General features: G+C 46.0%; 14 protein-coding genes. All 14 read right to left on the reverse strand.

The features are described 5' to 3' along the window. Positions 1–252: 252 nt before the first annotated feature. Positions 253–1,578 (reverse strand): replication-associated recombination protein A, encoded by a 1,326-nt coding sequence (locus tag OB236_RS05115; protein ID WP_262683045.1) that lies wholly within the window; start codon positions 1,576–1,578, stop codon positions 253–255. A gap of 161 nt (positions 1,579–1,739) precedes the next feature. Then, a complete protein-coding gene (locus OB236_RS05120; protein ID WP_076231669.1) occupies positions 1,740–2,492 on the reverse strand; it encodes a tRNA threonylcarbamoyladenosine dehydratase in 753 nt (250 codons plus the stop codon). 318 nt (positions 2,493–2,810) lie between these two features. After that, the gene (gene aspS / locus OB236_RS05125) at positions 2,811–4,592 is read right to left on the reverse strand and encodes an aspartate--tRNA ligase (protein WP_262683046.1); all 1,782 of its coding nucleotides are present in this window, start codon (positions 4,590–4,592) and stop codon (positions 2,811–2,813) included. 49 nt (positions 4,593–4,641) lie between these two features. Then, positions 4,642–5,919 (reverse strand): histidine--tRNA ligase, encoded by a 1,278-nt coding sequence (gene hisS, locus OB236_RS05130; protein WP_262683047.1) that lies wholly within the window; start codon positions 5,917–5,919, stop codon positions 4,642–4,644. 442 nt (positions 5,920–6,361) lie between these two features. Continuing rightward, complete coding sequence (locus OB236_RS05135; protein WP_262683048.1) at positions 6,362–8,320, reverse strand: FAD-dependent oxidoreductase; 1,959 nt, start codon at positions 8,318–8,320, stop codon at positions 6,362–6,364. Positions 8,321–8,582: 262 nt separating this feature from the next. After that, positions 8,583–8,759: a hypothetical protein gene (locus OB236_RS05140; protein WP_262683049.1), complete on the reverse strand. Its 177-nt coding sequence runs from the start codon at positions 8,757–8,759 to the stop codon at positions 8,583–8,585. Positions 8,760–8,907: 148 nt separating this feature from the next. Further along, a complete protein-coding gene (dtd, locus tag OB236_RS05145; RefSeq protein WP_262683050.1) occupies positions 8,908–9,348 on the reverse strand; it encodes a D-aminoacyl-tRNA deacylase in 441 nt (146 codons plus the stop codon). A 58-nt stretch (positions 9,349–9,406) separates the two neighbouring features. After that, entirely contained in the window at positions 9,407–11,599 is a 2,193-nt protein-coding gene (locus OB236_RS05150) for a RelA/SpoT family protein (protein ID WP_076231659.1), read from the reverse strand. A 145-nt stretch (positions 11,600–11,744) separates the two neighbouring features. Next, positions 11,745–12,257 (reverse strand): adenine phosphoribosyltransferase, encoded by a 513-nt coding sequence (locus OB236_RS05155; RefSeq protein ID WP_076231657.1) that lies wholly within the window; start codon positions 12,255–12,257, stop codon positions 11,745–11,747. Then, the gene (gene recJ, locus OB236_RS05160; RefSeq protein WP_262683051.1) at positions 12,254–14,695 is read right to left on the reverse strand and encodes a single-stranded-DNA-specific exonuclease RecJ; all 2,442 of its coding nucleotides are present in this window, start codon (positions 14,693–14,695) and stop codon (positions 12,254–12,256) included. The genes OB236_RS05155 and recJ overlap by 4 nt, the downstream gene beginning before the upstream one ends. A gap of 62 nt (positions 14,696–14,757) precedes the next feature. After that, entirely contained in the window at positions 14,758–15,720 is a 963-nt protein-coding gene (locus OB236_RS05165) for a cation diffusion facilitator family transporter (RefSeq protein WP_317259313.1), read from the reverse strand. Between the two features lie 54 nt (positions 15,721–15,774). Then, entirely contained in the window at positions 15,775–16,686 is a 912-nt protein-coding gene (gene secF, locus OB236_RS05170; protein ID WP_076231651.1) for a protein translocase subunit SecF, read from the reverse strand. Next, entirely contained in the window at positions 16,676–17,902 is a 1,227-nt protein-coding gene (gene secD, locus OB236_RS05175; protein WP_262683053.1) for a protein translocase subunit SecD, read from the reverse strand. The genes secF and secD overlap by 11 nt, the downstream gene beginning before the upstream one ends. Positions 17,903–18,015: 113 nt before the next feature. After that, positions 18,016–18,546 (reverse strand): post-transcriptional regulator, encoded by a 531-nt coding sequence (locus OB236_RS39755; protein ID WP_317259314.1) that lies wholly within the window; start codon positions 18,544–18,546, stop codon positions 18,016–18,018. Positions 18,547–18,621: the final 75 nt, after the last annotated feature.

Raw genomic sequence — 18,621 nt, forward strand, 5'->3', positions numbered from 1 at the left:
ATATATGTGAGAGCTTATCAACATAAATATTGGTATAGTATGCAAAAAAATGTTTCGATGCTTAATTAAGAAGCCTTCGTCATTCTTTTACGAGCATAATATAACTCTATAATTAAATTATATATGATTAAACTATACAGTCAAACCGTGGGCTATGCTTAAAAGTTAAACAAAACAGTCAAAAAGCTTGATCAGTTAAACTTATACCGAGAATTAGCCTTAAATGAGGCTAAAATGGGCCAGCCTGACCCATTATCGCGATTTTCGCTGCTTTTGCCCGTTTCTGCGCTCTTGATTAAGCCTTATTTTATCCTCCATGCCCTGTTCGGTTGCCTCGTAGAAGGTTTGCTCTTTGAGCTTGTCCGGTAAATACTGCTGGTCCACATAGTGCCCTGGAAAGTTATGAGGATATTGATAACCAACATGCCCAAGCTTCTCCGAACCTTTATAATGCGCATCACGTAAATGCAGCGGTACCTCGGCTGCGCCCAGAAGCTCAAAGGCTCCCATGACTTTGCCAATAGCGAGTGGAATCGCATTGGATTTGGGACTTTCAACAGCAAACAAAATGGCTTGAGCAATCACATATTTCGATTCCGGCCAGCCGATCTTATGATAGGCATCCATCGCCGTTACGGATTGCAGCATCGCCTGTGGATTAGCCAAACCTATATCCTCACTGCTCGCTACTATCAGACGGCGCAGAAAGGTCATCGGATCCATGCCCAGCTTCTCTACCGCATAGAGGAACCAGAACAGCGCTGCGTCACTGGAGCCGCGGATGCTCTTGTGGAAGGCTGAGAGCACATCATACTGAGTCGATTCATCTGCTTTGACGGTAGGACGCCGTATCGACTCCTCTGCCACCTCCAGCGTAATGTGTACCGCTCCGCTCCTATCCGGCGGAGTCGTTAGCGCAGCAAGCTCAAGCGCATTAAGTGCGCGGCGAATATCGCCCCCAGCCATGCGAGCAATATGCGCAAGCGCTTCCTCCGTAGCTGCGATAGGCAGCGAGCCAAGGCCGCGCTCTCGGTCAGTAAGCGCTCGGTGCAGCGCCACAAGCGAGTGCTCTTGAGTTAAGGCCTGCAGCTCAAACAGCGTGGATCTTGACAAGAGTGCGCCATTCACATGATGAAATGGATTCTCGGTCGTAGCCCCAATAAGCACGATAATACCCTGCTCGACAGCAGGAAGCAGCGCATCCTGACGTGACGTATTGAAGCGATGCACCTCATCCAGAAACAAAATGGTTTTACGACCGTACAGCGTCTTATTGTCTTTGGCTTGTTCAATGACCTCACGTACATCTTTGACAGTAGCATCCACCGCATTCAATTTGATAAAAGTGCCTTGTGTAGCATGCGAAATAATGTTCGCAAGCGTTGTCTTTCCTGTTCCTGGTGGGCCGTATAACAGTATGGATGATACCTGATCTGCTTCTATAGCCCGACGCAGCAGCTTACCCGGACCGACGATCTGTTCCTGACCAATATATTCATCCAGCGTAACCGGTCGCATCCGATCTGCGAGCAGCTTCCCTGCCGGGCTTTTCTCCTCTGCTAATGAAAATAAATCCATGCTTCATTCACAACCTCTAACGTATTCATATCTAGATTTCAAATAGTAAAAAAAGCACAGGAGAACTCCTTACGGAGCTTCCCCTATGCTTTACATTATAAAGGACTTTTTAGGCGTTTACAAAATGTGGTCACATTTGTGCTCACTACACTCCAAAATCCTCAGTCCTGATTCGATTTTTCCAGTAAATCTTTCACTACCACACTGACTGCAATCAATCCCGCTACAGGCGGCACGAAGGCATTGCTGGCCGGTGGTTGCTTGGCCTTACGAATTTCTGGTGCATTTTCCGGAACGATTTTCTGCGTAACGTCCACTCTCGGCTTAAGGGGGGCTTCCGTCGAAAAGACGACCTTAACTCCCTTTTTGATTCCATCCTTACGCAGCTTGTTTCTGATGACACGGGCTAATGGGTCCATGGAGGTTTTGGAAATATCGGCAACCTGAAACTTGGTAGGATCCATTTTGTTGGCCGCACCCATACTCGATATGATCGGGATTTTACGTTCCAGGCATTGTTTGATCAAATGAATTTTGTAGCTGATTGTATCCGAAGCATCCACAACATAATCCAAAGGATAAGCAAACAACTGCTCGTACGTTTCTTCCGTATAAAACATTCGCAAGGAAACGACGTCGCATTCAGGATTGATTTGTAAAATACGGTCGCGCATCAAATCGGCTTTGGGCTGGCCAACTGTCGACATCAGAGCATGCACCTGACGGTTAATGTTCGTAATATCGACTACATCCTTATCGATCAGCACGAGCCGCCCAATCCCTGTACGGGCTAATGCTTCAGCAGCCATACCGCCTACGCCTCCGATGCCTAATACCGCTACGCAACTGTTACGCAGGATTTCCAGACCTTCCGGTCCGATGGCAAGCTCCGTTCTTGAAAACTGGTGCAGCATGAAAAAACTACTCCTTTCAGTGGTGACCCTCCCAAACCCTCCCTATAGGGAGGGCCCCAAAGGGCTTTGCCCTCTGGACTCCCTTTGTTGTGCGCAGACGGTTTGGGTTTTCGGGTCGCATTCCGTCCCTATGGGACACGCTTGACTGTTGGTGTGATGCTTGTGTGCGAAACTTCGATTTCTCGGGTCGCTTTGGCCCCTTCGGGACAAGCTTGACTATTGGTGTGGTGCTTGTTTGCGAAACTGTGATTTCTCGGATCGCTTTGGCCCCTTCGGGACACAAGCTTGACTGTTGATGCAGGGCTTACTTACTACTTATTACGCTTTTGCAGCGGGTTGCTTAAGGGCTAAGCGGATTGATAATTGTTCCAGCTGTTTGTCGTCTACTGGACCTGGTGCATCTGTTAGTAAATCGGTAGCACTCGCGGTTTTAGGGAACGCAATCGTTTCACGCAGGTTGGTGCGTTTTGTAATTAACATTACGAGACGGTCAAAACCGAAGGCAATTCCGCCGTGTGGAGGAGTTCCGTATTCAAAAGCTTCCAGCAGGAAGCCGAATTTTTCTTGTGCTTCTTCTTTGCTGAAGCCGAGCGCTTGGAACATTTGCTCTTGAACCTCACGCTTGTAGATCCGCATGGAGCCGCCGCCAACTTCGTAGCCGTTTAGTACCAAGTCATAAGCTTGCGCTCTGATCTTGCCTGGGTCGGTATCGAAGAAATGTACGTCTTCTTCATTAGGACGGGTGAACGGATGGTGCTCGGCAACATAACGTTTAGCTTCTTCATCATAGCCCAACAGCGGGAAGTCCATAACCCAGGCGAATTTGAATTCGTTCTCGTCGATCAGACCGAGGTCGCGTCCGATTTTCAAACGAAGATTACCTAATACATCAGCAACAACCTTTTTGCTGTCTGCCGAGAATAACAGTAAATCTCCCTCTTCTGCTTCCAGACGAGTCTTTAACGCGGCAAGCTCTTCTTCGGAGAAGAATTTAACGATAGGGCCTTTCATTTCGCCTTCCTTGAGCACTACCCAAGCAAGACCTTTAGCGCCATAGCGTCCAGCGAATACGCCCAAGTCATCAATTTCCTTACGGCTCCAGCTGCCGCAGCCTTTGGCATTAAGCGCTTTGACTTGACCGCCTTTTTCAACAACGGAAGCAAATACTTTAACACCGGAATTTACTACGATATCGGATACATCGTTAAGCTCAAGACCGAAACGCAAATCCGGCTTATCCGAGCCATATTTGCCCATAGCATCAGCATAGCTGATACGTTGGAAAGGACGTGCAAGCTCGGTGCCAGTAGTCACTCTGAACAGCTCAACAGTAAGCTCCTCCATCATATCGAGCAATTGATCCTGCGACAGGAAGGAAGTCTCGATGTCGACTTGTGTAAATTCAGGCTGACGGTCCGAACGCAAATCTTCATCGCGGAAACAGCGTGCAATCTGGTAATAACGCTCCAAGCCGCCTACCATAAGCAACTGCTTAAAAATTTGTGGAGATTGCGGTAAAGCAAAAAATTCACCCGGATGCACACGGCTTGGCACCAAATAATCACGCGCGCCTTCAGGCGTGCTTTTGGTCAAAATCGGCGTTTCTACTTCCAAAAAGCCATTGGCATCAAGGAAGTCACGGAATACTTTGGCAGCTTTGGAACGCAGCATCAGCGTACGCTGCATCTCCGGACGACGCAGATCCAGGTAACGATATTTCAAACGTAAGGACTCGTCGATTTCGATTCCGTCTTCGATGAAGAATGGCGGGTTTTTGGCAGCATTCAAGATTTCAATCTCAGTAACCTGAATTTCGATTTCACCCGTTTGCAGGTTGGCATTAATCGTAGCTGCATCACGCTCAACAACTTTACCACTGACGGCCAGAACGTATTCATTACGTGCACGGTCACCTATAGTTAAGGCTTCACCTGAAAAATCAGGATTGAATACGATTTGTACCAAACCACTGCGGTCACGCAAATCAATGAACAATACGCCGCCCAAATCGCGTCTTCTTTGTACCCAGCCGTTCAGAATAACGGTCTCTCCTACATTTGCTTTCGTTAACGCTCCACAATGATGGGTTTTCAACAACATGACTATCATCAACCTCCAGGTTTTGTTAGATAAAGTTAGATAAAAATTCTTAGTTCAGCTTTATAGATTTCATATGTGCGACAAATTGGTCAAGCTTCACGGTTTGCTGCTCGCCACTCACCATCGACTTGATCGTGATCTCACCGCGTTCAAGCTCATCGTCACCGAGAATTGCAACATAGGAGGCTTTGAAGCGATCAGCCGATTTCATTTGCGCTTTAATTTTACGGCCCAAATAATCTTTTTCTGCCTTCAGACCAGCCAGTCGAAGCCATTGCAATTGCTTGGTAACTTCTTTCTCCGCAGCTTCTCCCAGACCAACCAAATAAATATCGAGCAGCTTCACTACAGGAAGGTCCACATTTTGCGCCTGCAGGATTAGCAGAGTACGTTCCAGACCCAGTCCAAGACCAACTCCAGGCTGATCGTTGCTGCCGCCACCAATTTGGCCTACAAGTCCGTTATAACGGCCGCCTCCGCCAATTGTATCAATAGCTCCAATACCTGCCGCCTTATACTCAAATGCCGTATGCGTGTAGTAATCAAGTCCGCGGACCAAGCGTGGATTAATACGGTACGGAATGTTCATGGCACTCAGATGTTCTTGGACCGCGGCAAAATGAGCGGTACATTCCTCGTCCAAATATTCCAGAATGGTCGGGGCGCCCTCGCAAAACTTTTGATCCACCTTGCAATCCAGAATCCGCATCGGATTTCGATCATAGCGGGATTGGCAATCGGAGCACAGTTGGTCTTTTACCGGGGCAAAAAACTCCTGCAGTTTCAGCTTGAATACGTCTCGACAAGCAATAGTTCCAACCGAGTTAACATCGACGGTCACATTCTTGATACCAAGCTCATTATAAAATGTGTATCCCAGCGCGATCACTTCCGCATCAATACTCGGGTCCACCGATCCGAAGGCTTCAATGCCAAACTGATGAAACTGGCGATATCGTCCGGCTTGCGGCTGCTCATATCGGAACATCGGCCCGATATAAAACAGTTTGCTGACGTCTGGCTCACCGAACAGCTTATTTTCCACATAGGCACGGACAACACCAGCTGTTCCTTCCGGACGCAGCGAGAAGCTTAGCGGCTTGTTGCGATCACCTTTAGCTTCAAACGTATACATTTCTTTCTCCACGATATCCGTTGTTTCACCAACACCCCGTTGAAATAGCTCGGTATTCTCAAAGATCGGTGTGCGAATTTCACGATAATTGAATCGTTGGCACAATTCACGTGCTTTGGATTCTACATACTGCCATTTTTCGATCTCTCCAGGAAGCAGATCCTGGGTCCCCTTCGGTTTCTGAATACTCATATAAGGCTGCTCCTTTCTTCTTTTGCCGGATATGGACGGAAATTAAAAAAGCTCCCGCCCCCGACATCAATTTGTCAGGGACGAGAGACTTATCGACGAAGTCTTCCCGCGGTACCACCCACGATTTGCATCTTAACATCTTAATCATCAAGATACACACTCAAAGCGGTTAACGCCCGCAATACGCAATTCGACTACTGCACAGTATCCATTTACTGTGGTTCCCCGATTGTCCTCCGGGAGGTCTGTTCGTTCGTTTCACATAAGGAAGCTTGCAGCTTGAGCTTCCCTCTCTGGATATGCGAGGGTACGAAGTACTTGATCCCATCAACGGATATATAATCCTATTCAATAACCATTATTGTAATAGCGAATTTTGGCAAAGTCAAGCCATTTGCTTGATAATGTGTGTTATTCCATTTAAGCACTGCGTTCAATAAGTTTATTTTGCCGCTTTAATATACTTATATACATCATTAATGAGCATGTAAGTATCCCCATTCGACAATTCCTGTTTTTTGGTAATCCCGTCTACGGTCTCTTTGTTCAGGATTCCCTTAGTCAATAAATTGTTCAAAGCATTCGCTGGAGTAGCATCTTGCTTCAGCAAGGATGCAATCATTTGCGCGGCTGAATCCAGCGTCAATGCTTGCTTGGCAGGTTCATTAGCCTTGGCGATTACCGCCGAAGCACTGCCTGACATCGCTCCGGGCTTGAACTTGCGCATGCCTTCCAGCATATTGACCATCCGCTGCTGATTCGAAGCTTTATCCAGATCGAATTCATTCCTGTAACCACCGCTGGAAAGTCCCAGGCTTACAGCTGTCTTTAACCCCTCATACGATTTGTGTTCCATGTAAGGGGCAGGTTTGAGACTATACGGCTTTAAGTCCATTCCTTGGTCATTCAGCATCGTATGCAGCTTGGCAATGGATTCTTTGGATGCCGATAGCTGCCGGAAGCTTATATTTTTATCGATTGCGATCTTCACCGATGCACCGGCAGCTTCGCCTTCAGCCATACCCACCGGTACAACTCGCGCACTGCCGTGAGGAAGTGTATCATAGCTCGCGGCTCGGCCAACGACCAGCAATCCATCTACCTTAAGCGGTACAATACTGCGGTAAGGCACCGCATATTTATCTGGATCAATCACGACTGCACCATTATCCTTGGGGCTTGTTCGTTGAATGTCAACCGGATATCCACCAAATGCGATACGGTCCCATTGATCCCGATTTTCCAGCAAATCGATAATCGACAATCTGTATTCACCCTGCATATGGCGTGATTCGCGCACATATAGCTCAGGTGCAATTCCTGCCAGTTCTACACCTTCAAATTCAGGGTACTGCTCCTTCAGATATGCCAGAACATTAGGAAGCTCGTCCTTGGCAATCTGGAAGGCTTCCTGCCGTGATTTAGGATCAAAAGGATCGACGCCAAAAATTTGCAGCGCATTAACGAGCATCGTATTATCGTTTTGTCGTCCCCCGTTTAGGCCACGCATTCTTACCTTTTCTTTATTAACAGCGGGGTAGTCCTGCATTTTGGTTAATCCCCACAGACTCATTTCATTGATTCCGTATACACCAAGCCCTTTGTCCTCAGCTTGTATCGGCTTGCTAAAGCTGGCCCAGCGTTCAGGCGTAATATCGCTAAGTCTGAATACAGCTGTGACCGCCATCCGGCTTTTGGGGTCCATCAAATCTTCGCGTCCCACTGTAAAAGGAACACCTGCTGCTGCTGCTATGTCTCCATCCTGTGTTGCATCAATAACCGCCTTCGCTTCGATAGCAACCCTGCTGCCATCTGATTTGGTAACGACTATACCCGTTACACGGGCAAGCGCTCCAGCTCCTGCTGTGGCCATCTGCGGCTCGATCTTCTTTGTTTTCAACAGCAAATCGATATTATCTTCTTTGCTCACAATATCATTAAACACATTAGCTGCTGTTACCACATCGAAGGAATCCCCTTCAATACGTCCATACCATTCACTGAATATCCCTTTATTCAGAATGTCATGATTCGACAATAAGCCTTTGCTGGGCTCATAGTTCATGTCCAGACTGTTCAGCCACCCCAGTGTCATTAATCCTCCGAGGATCTCACGATCATACCCATCCACTAAAAGTGTTTTGAGACCGTTACGTGCTGCCGATACCGCTGCAGCCAAGCCTTCCGGATCAGTTCCCACTACTATAAGATCATAGCTGCTTTTAATAATTTTGCTGCTTTTCACTACGGTTAGCTGCTGCGGCTTACCAGGTCCTCCTGATGAAGTCATCTTAGTAGCTAACAAATATGTACCTGCTCCTATTACGGCCACGAGCAGCACAGCAAACACTGCCAGCTGCCATCCCTTACTATTTCCACTTGAATAACCTGCTTTCCCCATCCTGTGCACCTCGTAAGTATCATTTTTATAATTCGATAAAATTGTGAGTTAAAATTACCCGCACCTTCTAAATACGAGCTATAGGTGATAATGGTTGCAAATGTTCGCTAAAATTCAACAAATGATCATAATTTAATGCTTGTCCGCTACTAATCGACCCATGAATGAATCCAAAACTAGACTAAGTGTATCACAGGTCAGGAAGAGACAAAAGAAAAAACCGCCAGAGCATGCCCTGACGATTTACTTGATCTGCATGTGGTTAACGATAGGTCCGGCGAGGCTGCTGCTTTAACTGCTCTGTAACCGATGAATAGTCTGCAGTGACTTCATTGCCGTTCAAACTGGCAGCAACCATTCCTATAGACTCCCCCAAGCCACAGGATAGCAGTTGCTGCTCAGGTCGATAAACGATATTTTGATTAACAGACTTATGCATAGGAAACAAGCTCCTTTTCAGTACTAGCTGATCGAGTTGACGGCTCGTTCACTGCTGAGCTTATTATTTCCACATTGAATTGCATTTATCCGTATGCCATACCGTATGCGCAGCATATCGTAAGAGCGGTTTGAGGCAGAAAGAACAGCTATCGGCTATCAATAATTAAGGTAACCGGGCCGTCATTAACTAAGGCTACATCCATCATTGCGCCGAACACTCCAGTTTCCACCTGTAAGCCAAGCCTGCGAAGATGCTCATTGAACTGCTCATATAAGGGTTCAGCTTGCTCCGGCCTGGCAGCAGCCATAAAGTTGGGACGTCTGCCTTTACGGCAGTCCCCATAAAGCGTAAACTGTGAAACCGACAAGATTTGGCCTGCTGTCTCGGTGATGGACAGATTCATTTTACCTGTCTCGTCCTCGAATATGCGTAACCCGGCTATTTTCTCAGCTGCATATCGGGTATCCTGCTCGGTATCCTCATGAGTCACACCCACCAGCAGCACAAGACCGTTCCGAATCGAACCGATCGTGACTCCATCCACGACAACGCTAGCCTGCTTACTACGCTGAACAACAATACGCACTTGTCCACACCTCAATCCTCGTGCTAAACCTGCTTTTAACTGGAAATCATTATCATTGTTATGTCTGCATGATCCGTTGTACCGAATAAATATCACGGATCCGTTTGATTTTTTCAACGACAGAATGCAAATGCTCAATATTGCGAATCAATATCGACATATGAATAACCGCCATCTTGTTTTTGTCCGAACGGCCGGAGACAGCCGATATGATTGTTTTGCTTTCGGAAACGGCCTGCAGCACTTCATTTAACAAGCCCATTCGATCATGTCCCGCAATTTCAATTTCTACGTTATAGCTGGCTTCAACCGAATCTACCCACTCCACCTCGATCAGGCGATTACCTTCTTCGCTCCCATCGTCTGCGGGAATGTTCGTACAATCCTCACGATGCACCGAAACACCTCGGCCACGAGTAATGTAGCCAACAATAACATCCCCTGGAACCGGATTGCAGCAGCGTGCAAAACGAACGAGCAAATTGTCTACGCCTTTAACTCGAACTCCGTGTGTAGGCCGACTTTTCTTCTCGGCTGTGGCTCCCTTGACTTCTTTAATCTCATTGGTAAGCTGGAGCGCTTGCTGCTGTGCTTCTTCCGCTTCTTTACGTATTTTATCGGTAAGACGGGTAACGATTTGTGCAGCAGTAATTCCACTAAAGCCAACCGCAGAGAACATATCTTCGACTTCATGGAAGTTGAACTTTTTGGCGACCTCCATAAGCTCGTTGTCTTTCATAAGAGCCGATGGCTCCAGTCCCAATCGCTTCAGCTCGCGCTCGATTGCTTCTTTACCCTTCTCTACGTTCTCCTCGCGCTTTTCCTTCTTAAACCACTGCCGGATTTTGCTGCGAGCATGTGAGGATTGGGCCAGCTTGATCCAGTCCTGACTCGGTCCATAGGAATGCTTAGAGGTTAATATTTCAATGATATCTCCGGTTTTCAGACGATAATCCAGCGAAACGATACGACCATTTACTTTGGCACCAATAGTACGGTTACCGATCTCGGTATGAATGCGATAAGCAAAATCAAGCGGGACTGAACCTGCTGGCAGCTCGATGACCTCGCCTTTGGGCGTAAAAACAAACACAAGATCGGAGAAAAAATCCATCTTTAATGACTCTACAAATTCGGAAGCATCCTCGGCATCCTGCTGAAGCTCCAATATTTCCCGGAACCAGCTCATCTTATCTTCAAAGCTGCCTGACGGTACGACACTGCCCTCTTTATAGGCCCAGTGTGCTGCTACACCGTATTCCGAGGTTCTATGCATTTCGCCTGTACGGATCTGAACCTCTAGCGGCTCCCCCTTGGGGCCAATTACTGTCGTATGCAGAGACTGGTACATATTGGATTTGGGCATAGCGATATAGTCCTTAAACCGTCCTGGCATAGGCTTCCAAAGTGTATGAATGATACCAAGTGTAGCATAGCAATCTTTTATATTGTCCACGATGATACGGAGCGCTAGCAGATCATAAATCTCATTGAACTGCTTATTGCGAGCTGTCATCTTTTTATAAATGCTGTAGATGTGCTTGGGGCGCCCTGAAATATCCGGCTCTATTCCCATTTCGGAGAGCTTTTCGCTGACATTATGCACGACGTCCTCGATATATTGCTCACGTTCGACACGCTTTTTTTGCATCAAATTGACAATCCGGTAATATTGCTGCGGGTTGAGGTAACGAAGAGCGATGTCCTCCATTTCCCATTTGATCGCAGAGATCCCCAGTCTATTGGCAATTGGACAAAATATTTCCAGTGTTTCATCAGCAATACGCCGCTGGCTTTCCTCGGACTGATATTTTAATGTGCGCATGTTGTGCAGGCGATCGGCCAATTTGATAAGAATAACCCGAATATCCTGAGCCATCGCAACAAACATTTTGCGGTAATTTTCGTTCTGATGCTCTTCTTTGCTCTTGAATTTGATTTTCTCAAGCTTGGTCAAGCCATCTACAATCATGGCACAGGTTTTCCCGAATTTGGCATTAACAATGTCCAGCGAAACAGTTGTATCCTCAACAACGTCATGGAGCAGCGCGGCGATGATTGAAGTTGCATCCATCTGCATGTTGACAACAATATCCGCAACTGCCAATGGATGTAAAATATAGGGCTCGCCCGACTTGCGAACTTGCCCGGAATGGGCCTGCTCAGCAAATTCGTATGCTTCCCTGATACGCTTCAAATCATGTTCTTTTATAAACCCAGACGCCTTTTCAAGAAGCTGCTCAATCCCCATTCGCTTTACTCATTCCCTTAATTCGATTTTAGTCCATTATGCATTTTTCATAGGCAATACGTCAACTTATTTACGACAATTCGACATATTTTGTCGAAAACAAAACCCGGATCCTTTGTCCGGGTTTTGTTTCAAAGCGTACCTTTTAGTAGGTTACCAATGAAATAATATCGATCGGACCCAGCTTTTCGCGTCCATTCAGCTCTAACAACTCAATCAAAAAGGCAGCTCCGACTACTTGTCCACCCAACTGCTCAATCAGATTGATCGAGGTCGCTATCGTTCCTCCTGTGGCAAGAAGGTCATCAGCAATCAGTACCTTTTGACCTGGCTGAATCGCGTCTTGGTGCATGGCAAGCTTATCCTTGCCGTATTCCAAAGCGTAATCCGCTTCAATGGTATGGCCGGGAAGCTTGCCGCTTTTCCGAATCGGTATGAAGCCTACTCCGAGCGCGATGGCGAGCGGCGCACCAATAACGAATCCTCTTGCTTCCGGTCCGGCGATACAGTCAATTTCGACTTCCTTTAACTGACGCGCCAGCTCGTTAATAACTTCCCGGTAAACGGGCCCATTTTGCAATAAGGTCGTGATGTCTTTAAAGCTGATGCCAGGCTGCGGGAAATCTTCTATAACACGGATATACGGTTTGAAATTCATATAATACCCTCCAGTAATGGTTTGTTTGATTGTTGCTTTTGCTCCATCAGCCATTCATGCAGCTCCTGAGCACTTGAATAGAGCAAGGCCTGCTCTACCTCGACATGAAGCTGTCGATTTTGGTAAATCTGAGATTGAGTGAGATCTTTTTTGTCAGGCTTGACTACGAGCCTATAGCTGCCTGCAGATTGTGTAATTAAGCCCACCTCGGTAAACACATCCAGCATAAATTGAATAAGACTGGAAGAAAGACCTGAACGCTTCGACAGACTGGCTATGAAAGCTGCAGACGGACTCGCTGCTGCTTGCTGTTGAACGGCTCCGTACACGGTCTTAAACATATCTCGCGATGGCAGAGCACCTTCATAAACAGTTCCACCCTGATAAAATATCGCATAGACACGCTCCATACCGACTGCTGAACTAAGAGCTGCACCCAGGCTTGATAATTCTGAAGGAAGATCGAAAAGAATCATATCGGTCACCATGGACAGATTGCTCTGTCTAGCCAGCTCGTTCGAAGGCATCAGGCTGTTGCCATTCTCTTTCGCCAACACCCACACCGGAAGCTTGTTCACGATGGAGCCAAGCATGCTTGTATTACTGGTATGAAACATGAGAATACCAGCTCGTGCGTCACCACCTGAGCTTCGCCCATCAACACGTTCCGCCAGCTCGGCGAGCTTAGGCTCTATCTTGGCAATGCCCCGCCAATCAAACAGCTGCATATGAGCAATCCGCAAATCCTGAATCATTACCTGAGGCTTACGGACTCCGTTCCATTCATTTATGGACAGCTCTCCAAGAACATCCATTGCTGCTGTAGAAGAAATCCAGGGCAGCAGCGCGCTTTTATGAAAGCCTACGGCATCAAGGGTAGCGGCACTTTCATCCTTGCTTGTCTTTAGTGTTATTTTTACATGCTGCTGTTCTTTACCTATGGTACGAAGCTCTTTATATGCAGCATTGCTAATAATGACCTTGGGTGTGGGATTCCCCATACCGAACGGTCCAAGCAACTCCAGCTGTTGGACCGTTGTCACTCCAATTTCCTTTAGCGAGCAAACCATATCTACATTCATATAGGGGGTAAAATCGTCGGAACACAACCATTCTTCAGCCAGCAAATTCAAACGTCTTTCCAGCTCAGGCAGATGCTCTCGCGAGAGCGTCAATCCTGCGGCTGCCTGATGTCCTCCGTAATGATCAAGCAGGTCTTGACAATGACTTAATGCCTGATATAAATCATAGCCTGCTATAGATCGTGCAGAGCCTTTGGCCAAGCCGGTTTCTTTATCAATACTTAACACAAGCGTGGGGCGATAATATTTGTCAACCAGCTTGGAGGCGACAATGCCAACCACACCTACATTCCAATCCTCTTGGGCAACGACCAGCACCTGCTTGAGCGGCGCTGATTTGCTTTCCTGAACAATCTCATAAGCTTGCTTGGTCATCTCTTCAACAATTCTTTGCCGTTCTTTGTTTAGCTGATCCAGCTGATAGGCCATCTGTTCGGCATCCTGCTGATTATCGGTAATGAGCAGACGAACGGCATCATCGGCATGCTCAAGCCTTCCACTGGCATTGATTCGAGGGGCCAGAGTAAAGCCGATATGCGTGGAATTGATATCCTTCAAATTAATACCCGCCGCATCAAACAGAGCACGTATCCCAGGATTGGACGAAGACTGCATGCGTTTAAGCCCTTGCTTAACGATCATCCGGTTCTCATTCAATAAGGGCATCAAATCGGCAACCGTACCAATTGCTGCGAACTCCAGCAGCTCCGAAGGCCAACGGCCCAGCAGCGCCTGAGCCAGCTTGAAAGCTACACCTACACCAGCCAACTGCTTGAAAGGATAAGGACAGCCTGGTTTTTTGGGATTTATAATGATGCATTCCTGCGGCAGGTGTTCCGGTGGTTCGTGATGATCCGTCACAATCACTTCAAGACCCAACTGTCTGGCATAAGCAATTTCTTCAACAGCGCTGATACCCGTATCAACCGTAATGATTAATTGAACTCCTTGCTGGAGAGCTAAATCGAGAGCTTTGTTATTTAACCCGTAGCCTTCATGAATCCGGTGCGGTATGTAATAATCAAAGGTTGCCTGCATTTGATTCAGCAAATGGATCATCAATACGGTGCTGCTGATCCCATCTGCATCATAATCTCCGTATATGCGAATCTTTTCACCTTGTTCAATAGCCAATCGAATACGGGAAACCGCTTCTCCCATTCCATCCAAAAGGAACGGATCATGATTCCAATCCGTTCCTTCGTCAAGAAAAGCTTTGGCTTGTTCAATATTCGTCATTCCTCGGGCAATAAGCAGACGAGCAAGTAATGGTTCTATCTGAAGCTCCTGCGCCAGCTTTTCCACTTGATCGTCATCCGCTTCAGTTATGTTCCATTTTGCCTTTGCGTGAAGCATATTTTACCCTCCTGAAAGTTTTGCGTTGCAAAACTAGCTTCGTAAACATCTACTTAGCTTTCCTAATGAAGCATCGATGAAAATTGGTCCTGCTCCAAATCAATATTATTTTTATAGGGATATCCCGCATCATATGGATTGACATGAATATAAACCTCAGCGACATGGATATGCCGCTTCATTAAGGCTTGCTTAACCGTTTTTGCAATGTCATGGCCTTCAAGCACACTGATTCGTGGGTTTACACTGATTTTGATATCCACAATCACATAATGTCCCTGTTCACGTGCACGCAAATATTCGACAGCAATTACCCCTTTAATAACCTGCACCGTGCGCATCAGCTCTGCTACATCCTCATCATGAAGCACATGCTCTAATGTCTGGTTAATGGACTCCATTACAAGACGATAGCCCATTCTCACAACAAGTACGGCTACCAATAAGCCTGCAAGCGGATCAAGGTAATATAAATAATTATTTCCCAGGTAATTACCTGATAGCGCACCCACTACACCGATCAATACGACAAATGAAGAATACATCCCCAAACGGTGCTTCCGGGCGCTCGCAATTAAATCTTGATTCGACATCTTTTTACCTAGACGGTATTGATATTGGAACATCGTTTCTTTAAGAATGATCGACAGCACAATCGCAATGAGTGCAGTAGCTTTCGGAGGCGAATCCACTCCATAATAAATCGTTTTAACGGATGAAAAACAAATCTCGATACCAATAACCAATAGTAATACCGACACAATAATGGCGGCAATGGATTCAGCCTTCCCTTGCTTATAGAGAGGATTTCCATCCGGTTGTTGTTTGGCAGCACGCTGTCCCATCAGCATGGCACATGAATGTCCAGCAGTTGAAACTGAGTACAAGGCATCAGCAATGAGCGCCTTGCTTCCTGAGATATAACCGAATACACCTTTCAGGGCAGCAAGAAAAATATTTCCAATGATTCCGATCCAGTAGGCGAATTCCGTTTTTTGAAAACGTTCCTCTGTCAAAAGAGCCACTCCCTAAAAATTGATAGAAAGGCCGCGGAACCGTTCAGTTCACGCGGCCAGCTATTATTCTTTTACTGCAGTTGCTCTTGGTTTAGAACTCAATGATTTGTTTTTCAGTAAATACCACAATGGGCTGGCTATGCAAATCGAAGAATAAGCTCCGGATGTTAATCCGATAATTTTGGCAAGTGCAAAAAGCTTGATCGATTCGCTACCAAATACAAACAAACAAATAGCTGCGAGTAATACAGTAAGAACTGTGTAAACATTTCTTCTCATCGTCTGCCAAATACTATTATTCAGCAAATTGGAAAGATCTTGTGTGGATTTAATTTTAGAAAAACGAAGGTTCTCACGAACCCGGTCAAAAATAACGATTTTATCGTTGATTGAATAACCGATAGTAGTTAAAATTGCTGCCAGGAATGGCAGATTGACTTCAAAACGGAAAATCGCAAACATCGCAATAACGACACAAGCATCATGTAAAATCGCAATAATGGCAGCGAGAGCAAAACGCCACTCAAATCGGATACTTACATAAATACAAATCGCGATACTTGCAATAGCTACGGCATAGATCGCCTTAAGTCCTAACTCACGTGCAATATCCGGAGATACGGTGTTGACCTCCTGGGAAACCTTATCCCCGAAAGTGGAAACCATAGCTGCATTAATTTGTTTGATTTGATCATCTGTAAGTATGATATCAAATCTGGCGGAGACATGATCATTATTCCCGCCTATGGATACAACCGAAGGTTTCAGATTGATGCCGGTAAAGACCTCTTCCGCTTTTTCCTTCGTTACAGCTTGACCTACGTTAATATCAAGACCCGTACCTGCTTTAAAGTCAACACCGAAATTCAAGCCAAAAATCGATGTGACAATTATTCCTACAATCAATAAAACGATAGATATGGTGAAAAATTTGTTGCGGTTTTTCATAAAATCAAAATGGTCTCTATAATCCACGAATTTCCGCCTCCTTTACACCGTAATAAGAAGGTTTCTTGAACTTGTTACTTTTAATAATTAAGTACAATAACATTCTTGAAAAAAATATGTTGGTCAAAACACTTAGTACGATACTCATAATGGTCGTAAGCGCAAACCCACGGATGGCACCATTACCTACATAGTAAAGCACACCGGCAGAGATGATATTCGTAATGTTAGCATCCATAATCGTCCGGAAGGAATGCTTGGATCCTGATTTCAAAGAGGACAGCAAGCTTTTTCCGCTGCGAATCTCTTCTTTAATCCGTTCATAGGTGATGATATTGGCATCAACAGCCATCCCGATACCGAGTACAAAGGCGGCAATACCAGGAAGTGTCAGGGTGGCATTCATCCAGTCAAACACGACCAGCAGCAGCCATGTATATGTAATCAAAGTAATCGCTGCAACAAAGCCAGGCAAGCGATAAAAAATAATCATGAATATTAAAATCAGGATGGAACCGATCAAACCCGCTCTTACGGTTTGCTCCAACGAAGCTTTACCCAAGGATGCTCCCACAACCTGTGTGTACTTTTCAGTCAGCTTCAACGGCAATGCACCCAAATTGATGGTTGATGCGAGTTCAGTAGCTTCCTCAAACGTATAGTTACCGGAGATCGTCGCACTGCCATCTGTAATAACCGTATTAACAACCGGTGCAGATAGCTGACGCTCGTCCAGATAGATAGCCAAAGGCTTGCCTACGAGCTTCTCGGTTACTTTTTTAAATTTCTCAGGGTCTTTGACCTTGATATTGATCTGCGGTCGGTTAGTTTGGTCGAAGCCGATTTTGGCTGCGTTTTCCACAAAATCACTGCCCAGCATTTCTTTCGTTCCATCTGGACCGCGGAAAGTGAGCTCGGCTGGCTTTTTAATAACCTTACGAACCTCATCCTCATTTTTTACATCAGCCAAACGCACACGAATCCGGTCTTTTCCTTCGGTCGTAATCTCTGGTTCAGCTATACCCAGCTCATCCGCCCTTTTCATTAAACTGTTCGCTGTCTCTTTTAAAGCTTCCGCAGTAACGGGCTTACCTTCCTCTATAGCCTCCGCTACGTAAAGAATTTCGAAACCACCTTTTAAGTCCAAACCCAATTTAATTTTGTTAACTAAACTCGGGCTTGTCCAGGCCACTAGCGCCAATGTAACAAGCACTACAGCCACAAATATTGCAATCCGTTTCATATGAGTAACGATCTCCTTCCAATCTCAATAGTCCTATTATACTCACCTGCTAAAAACGAGTCAATTTGATGATTTACGACACGTCTCTGCCAGCAGCAAAAAAATAACCCCTTCTAAGCGAAAGGGTTGCTTTTATATATACTCATCGTCATCCAGTTCATAAATTTCGTCACCTTTAACGACAAAATGTCATTCACAATTTGATGAAGCGCAGGCATCCCTGTTTTCTGATATTTATCGCTAACGCATTCCCAGATTTCTCTACCGGTAACATGCTCATAGCCGATCATTCTAAATTCCTCCGCCTTACTTGTACAGATGCTCTCAATTAGCTCGTTAAGCTCCATTTCCGATAATGCAACAGGCTCCTCATCAAGCTCCTCACTTGAGAAAGCTTCCAGTTCCTCACCATTTTCAAGCTCCTCGACATCGTCACTAACATCGTCATTAGTCATAATGACCTCAGGACTGTCCTCCTGTCCAATTACAAGAGGATCTGTCTGTTGCACATCGGCTGCTGTCTCGTTCAATTCGGTTTCCGTAGTCAGCTCAAGAAAAGTCTGTTTTTGCTCGATAGTTTCTTGCTTCGTTTGATCTTCTGAATGCTGAGCATCCTGCTCTTCCTTGCGCCCATCATGCTCCACCTTCACAACCTCCTGCCCTAAACCATCTTCCTCTTACTCATATTCGCTGCCAAGCAGGATTTTCCTTCTGTATCC

The organism is Paenibacillus baimaensis, assembly GCF_025567575.1.

What these genes read in the sequence shown, in the direction of transcription:
- OB236_RS05115 (WP_262683045.1), bottom strand. Translation starts at nt 1,578, where the DNA reads ATGGATTTATTTTCATTAGCAGAGGAGAAAAGCCCGGCAGGGAAGCTG.
- OB236_RS05120 (WP_076231669.1), bottom strand. Translation starts at nt 2,492, where the DNA reads ATGCTGCACCAGTTTTCAAGAACGGAGCTTGCCATCGGACCGGAAGGT.
- aspS (WP_262683046.1), bottom strand. Translation starts at nt 4,592, where the DNA reads ATGTTGTTGAAAACCCATCATTGTGGAGCGTTAACGAAAGCAAATGTA.
- hisS (WP_262683047.1), bottom strand. Translation starts at nt 5,919, where the DNA reads ATGAGTATTCAGAAACCGAAGGGGACCCAGGATCTGCTTCCTGGAGAG.
- OB236_RS05135 (WP_262683048.1), bottom strand. Translation starts at nt 8,320, where the DNA reads ATGGGGAAAGCAGGTTATTCAAGTGGAAATAGTAAGGGATGGCAGCTG.
- OB236_RS05140 (WP_262683049.1), bottom strand. Translation starts at nt 8,759, where the DNA reads ATGCATAAGTCTGTTAATCAAAATATCGTTTATCGACCTGAGCAGCAA.
- OB236_RS05150 (WP_076231659.1), bottom strand. Translation starts at nt 11,599, where the DNA reads ATGGGGATTGAGCAGCTTCTTGAAAAGGCGTCTGGGTTTATAAAAGAA.
- OB236_RS05155 (WP_076231657.1), bottom strand. Translation starts at nt 12,257, where the DNA reads ATGAATTTCAAACCGTATATCCGTGTTATAGAAGATTTCCCGCAGCCT.
- recJ (WP_262683051.1), bottom strand. Translation starts at nt 14,695, where the DNA reads ATGCTTCACGCAAAGGCAAAATGGAACATAACTGAAGCGGATGACGAT.
- secD (WP_262683053.1), bottom strand. Translation starts at nt 17,902, where the DNA reads ATGAAACGGATTGCAATATTTGTGGCTGTAGTGCTTGTTACATTGGCG.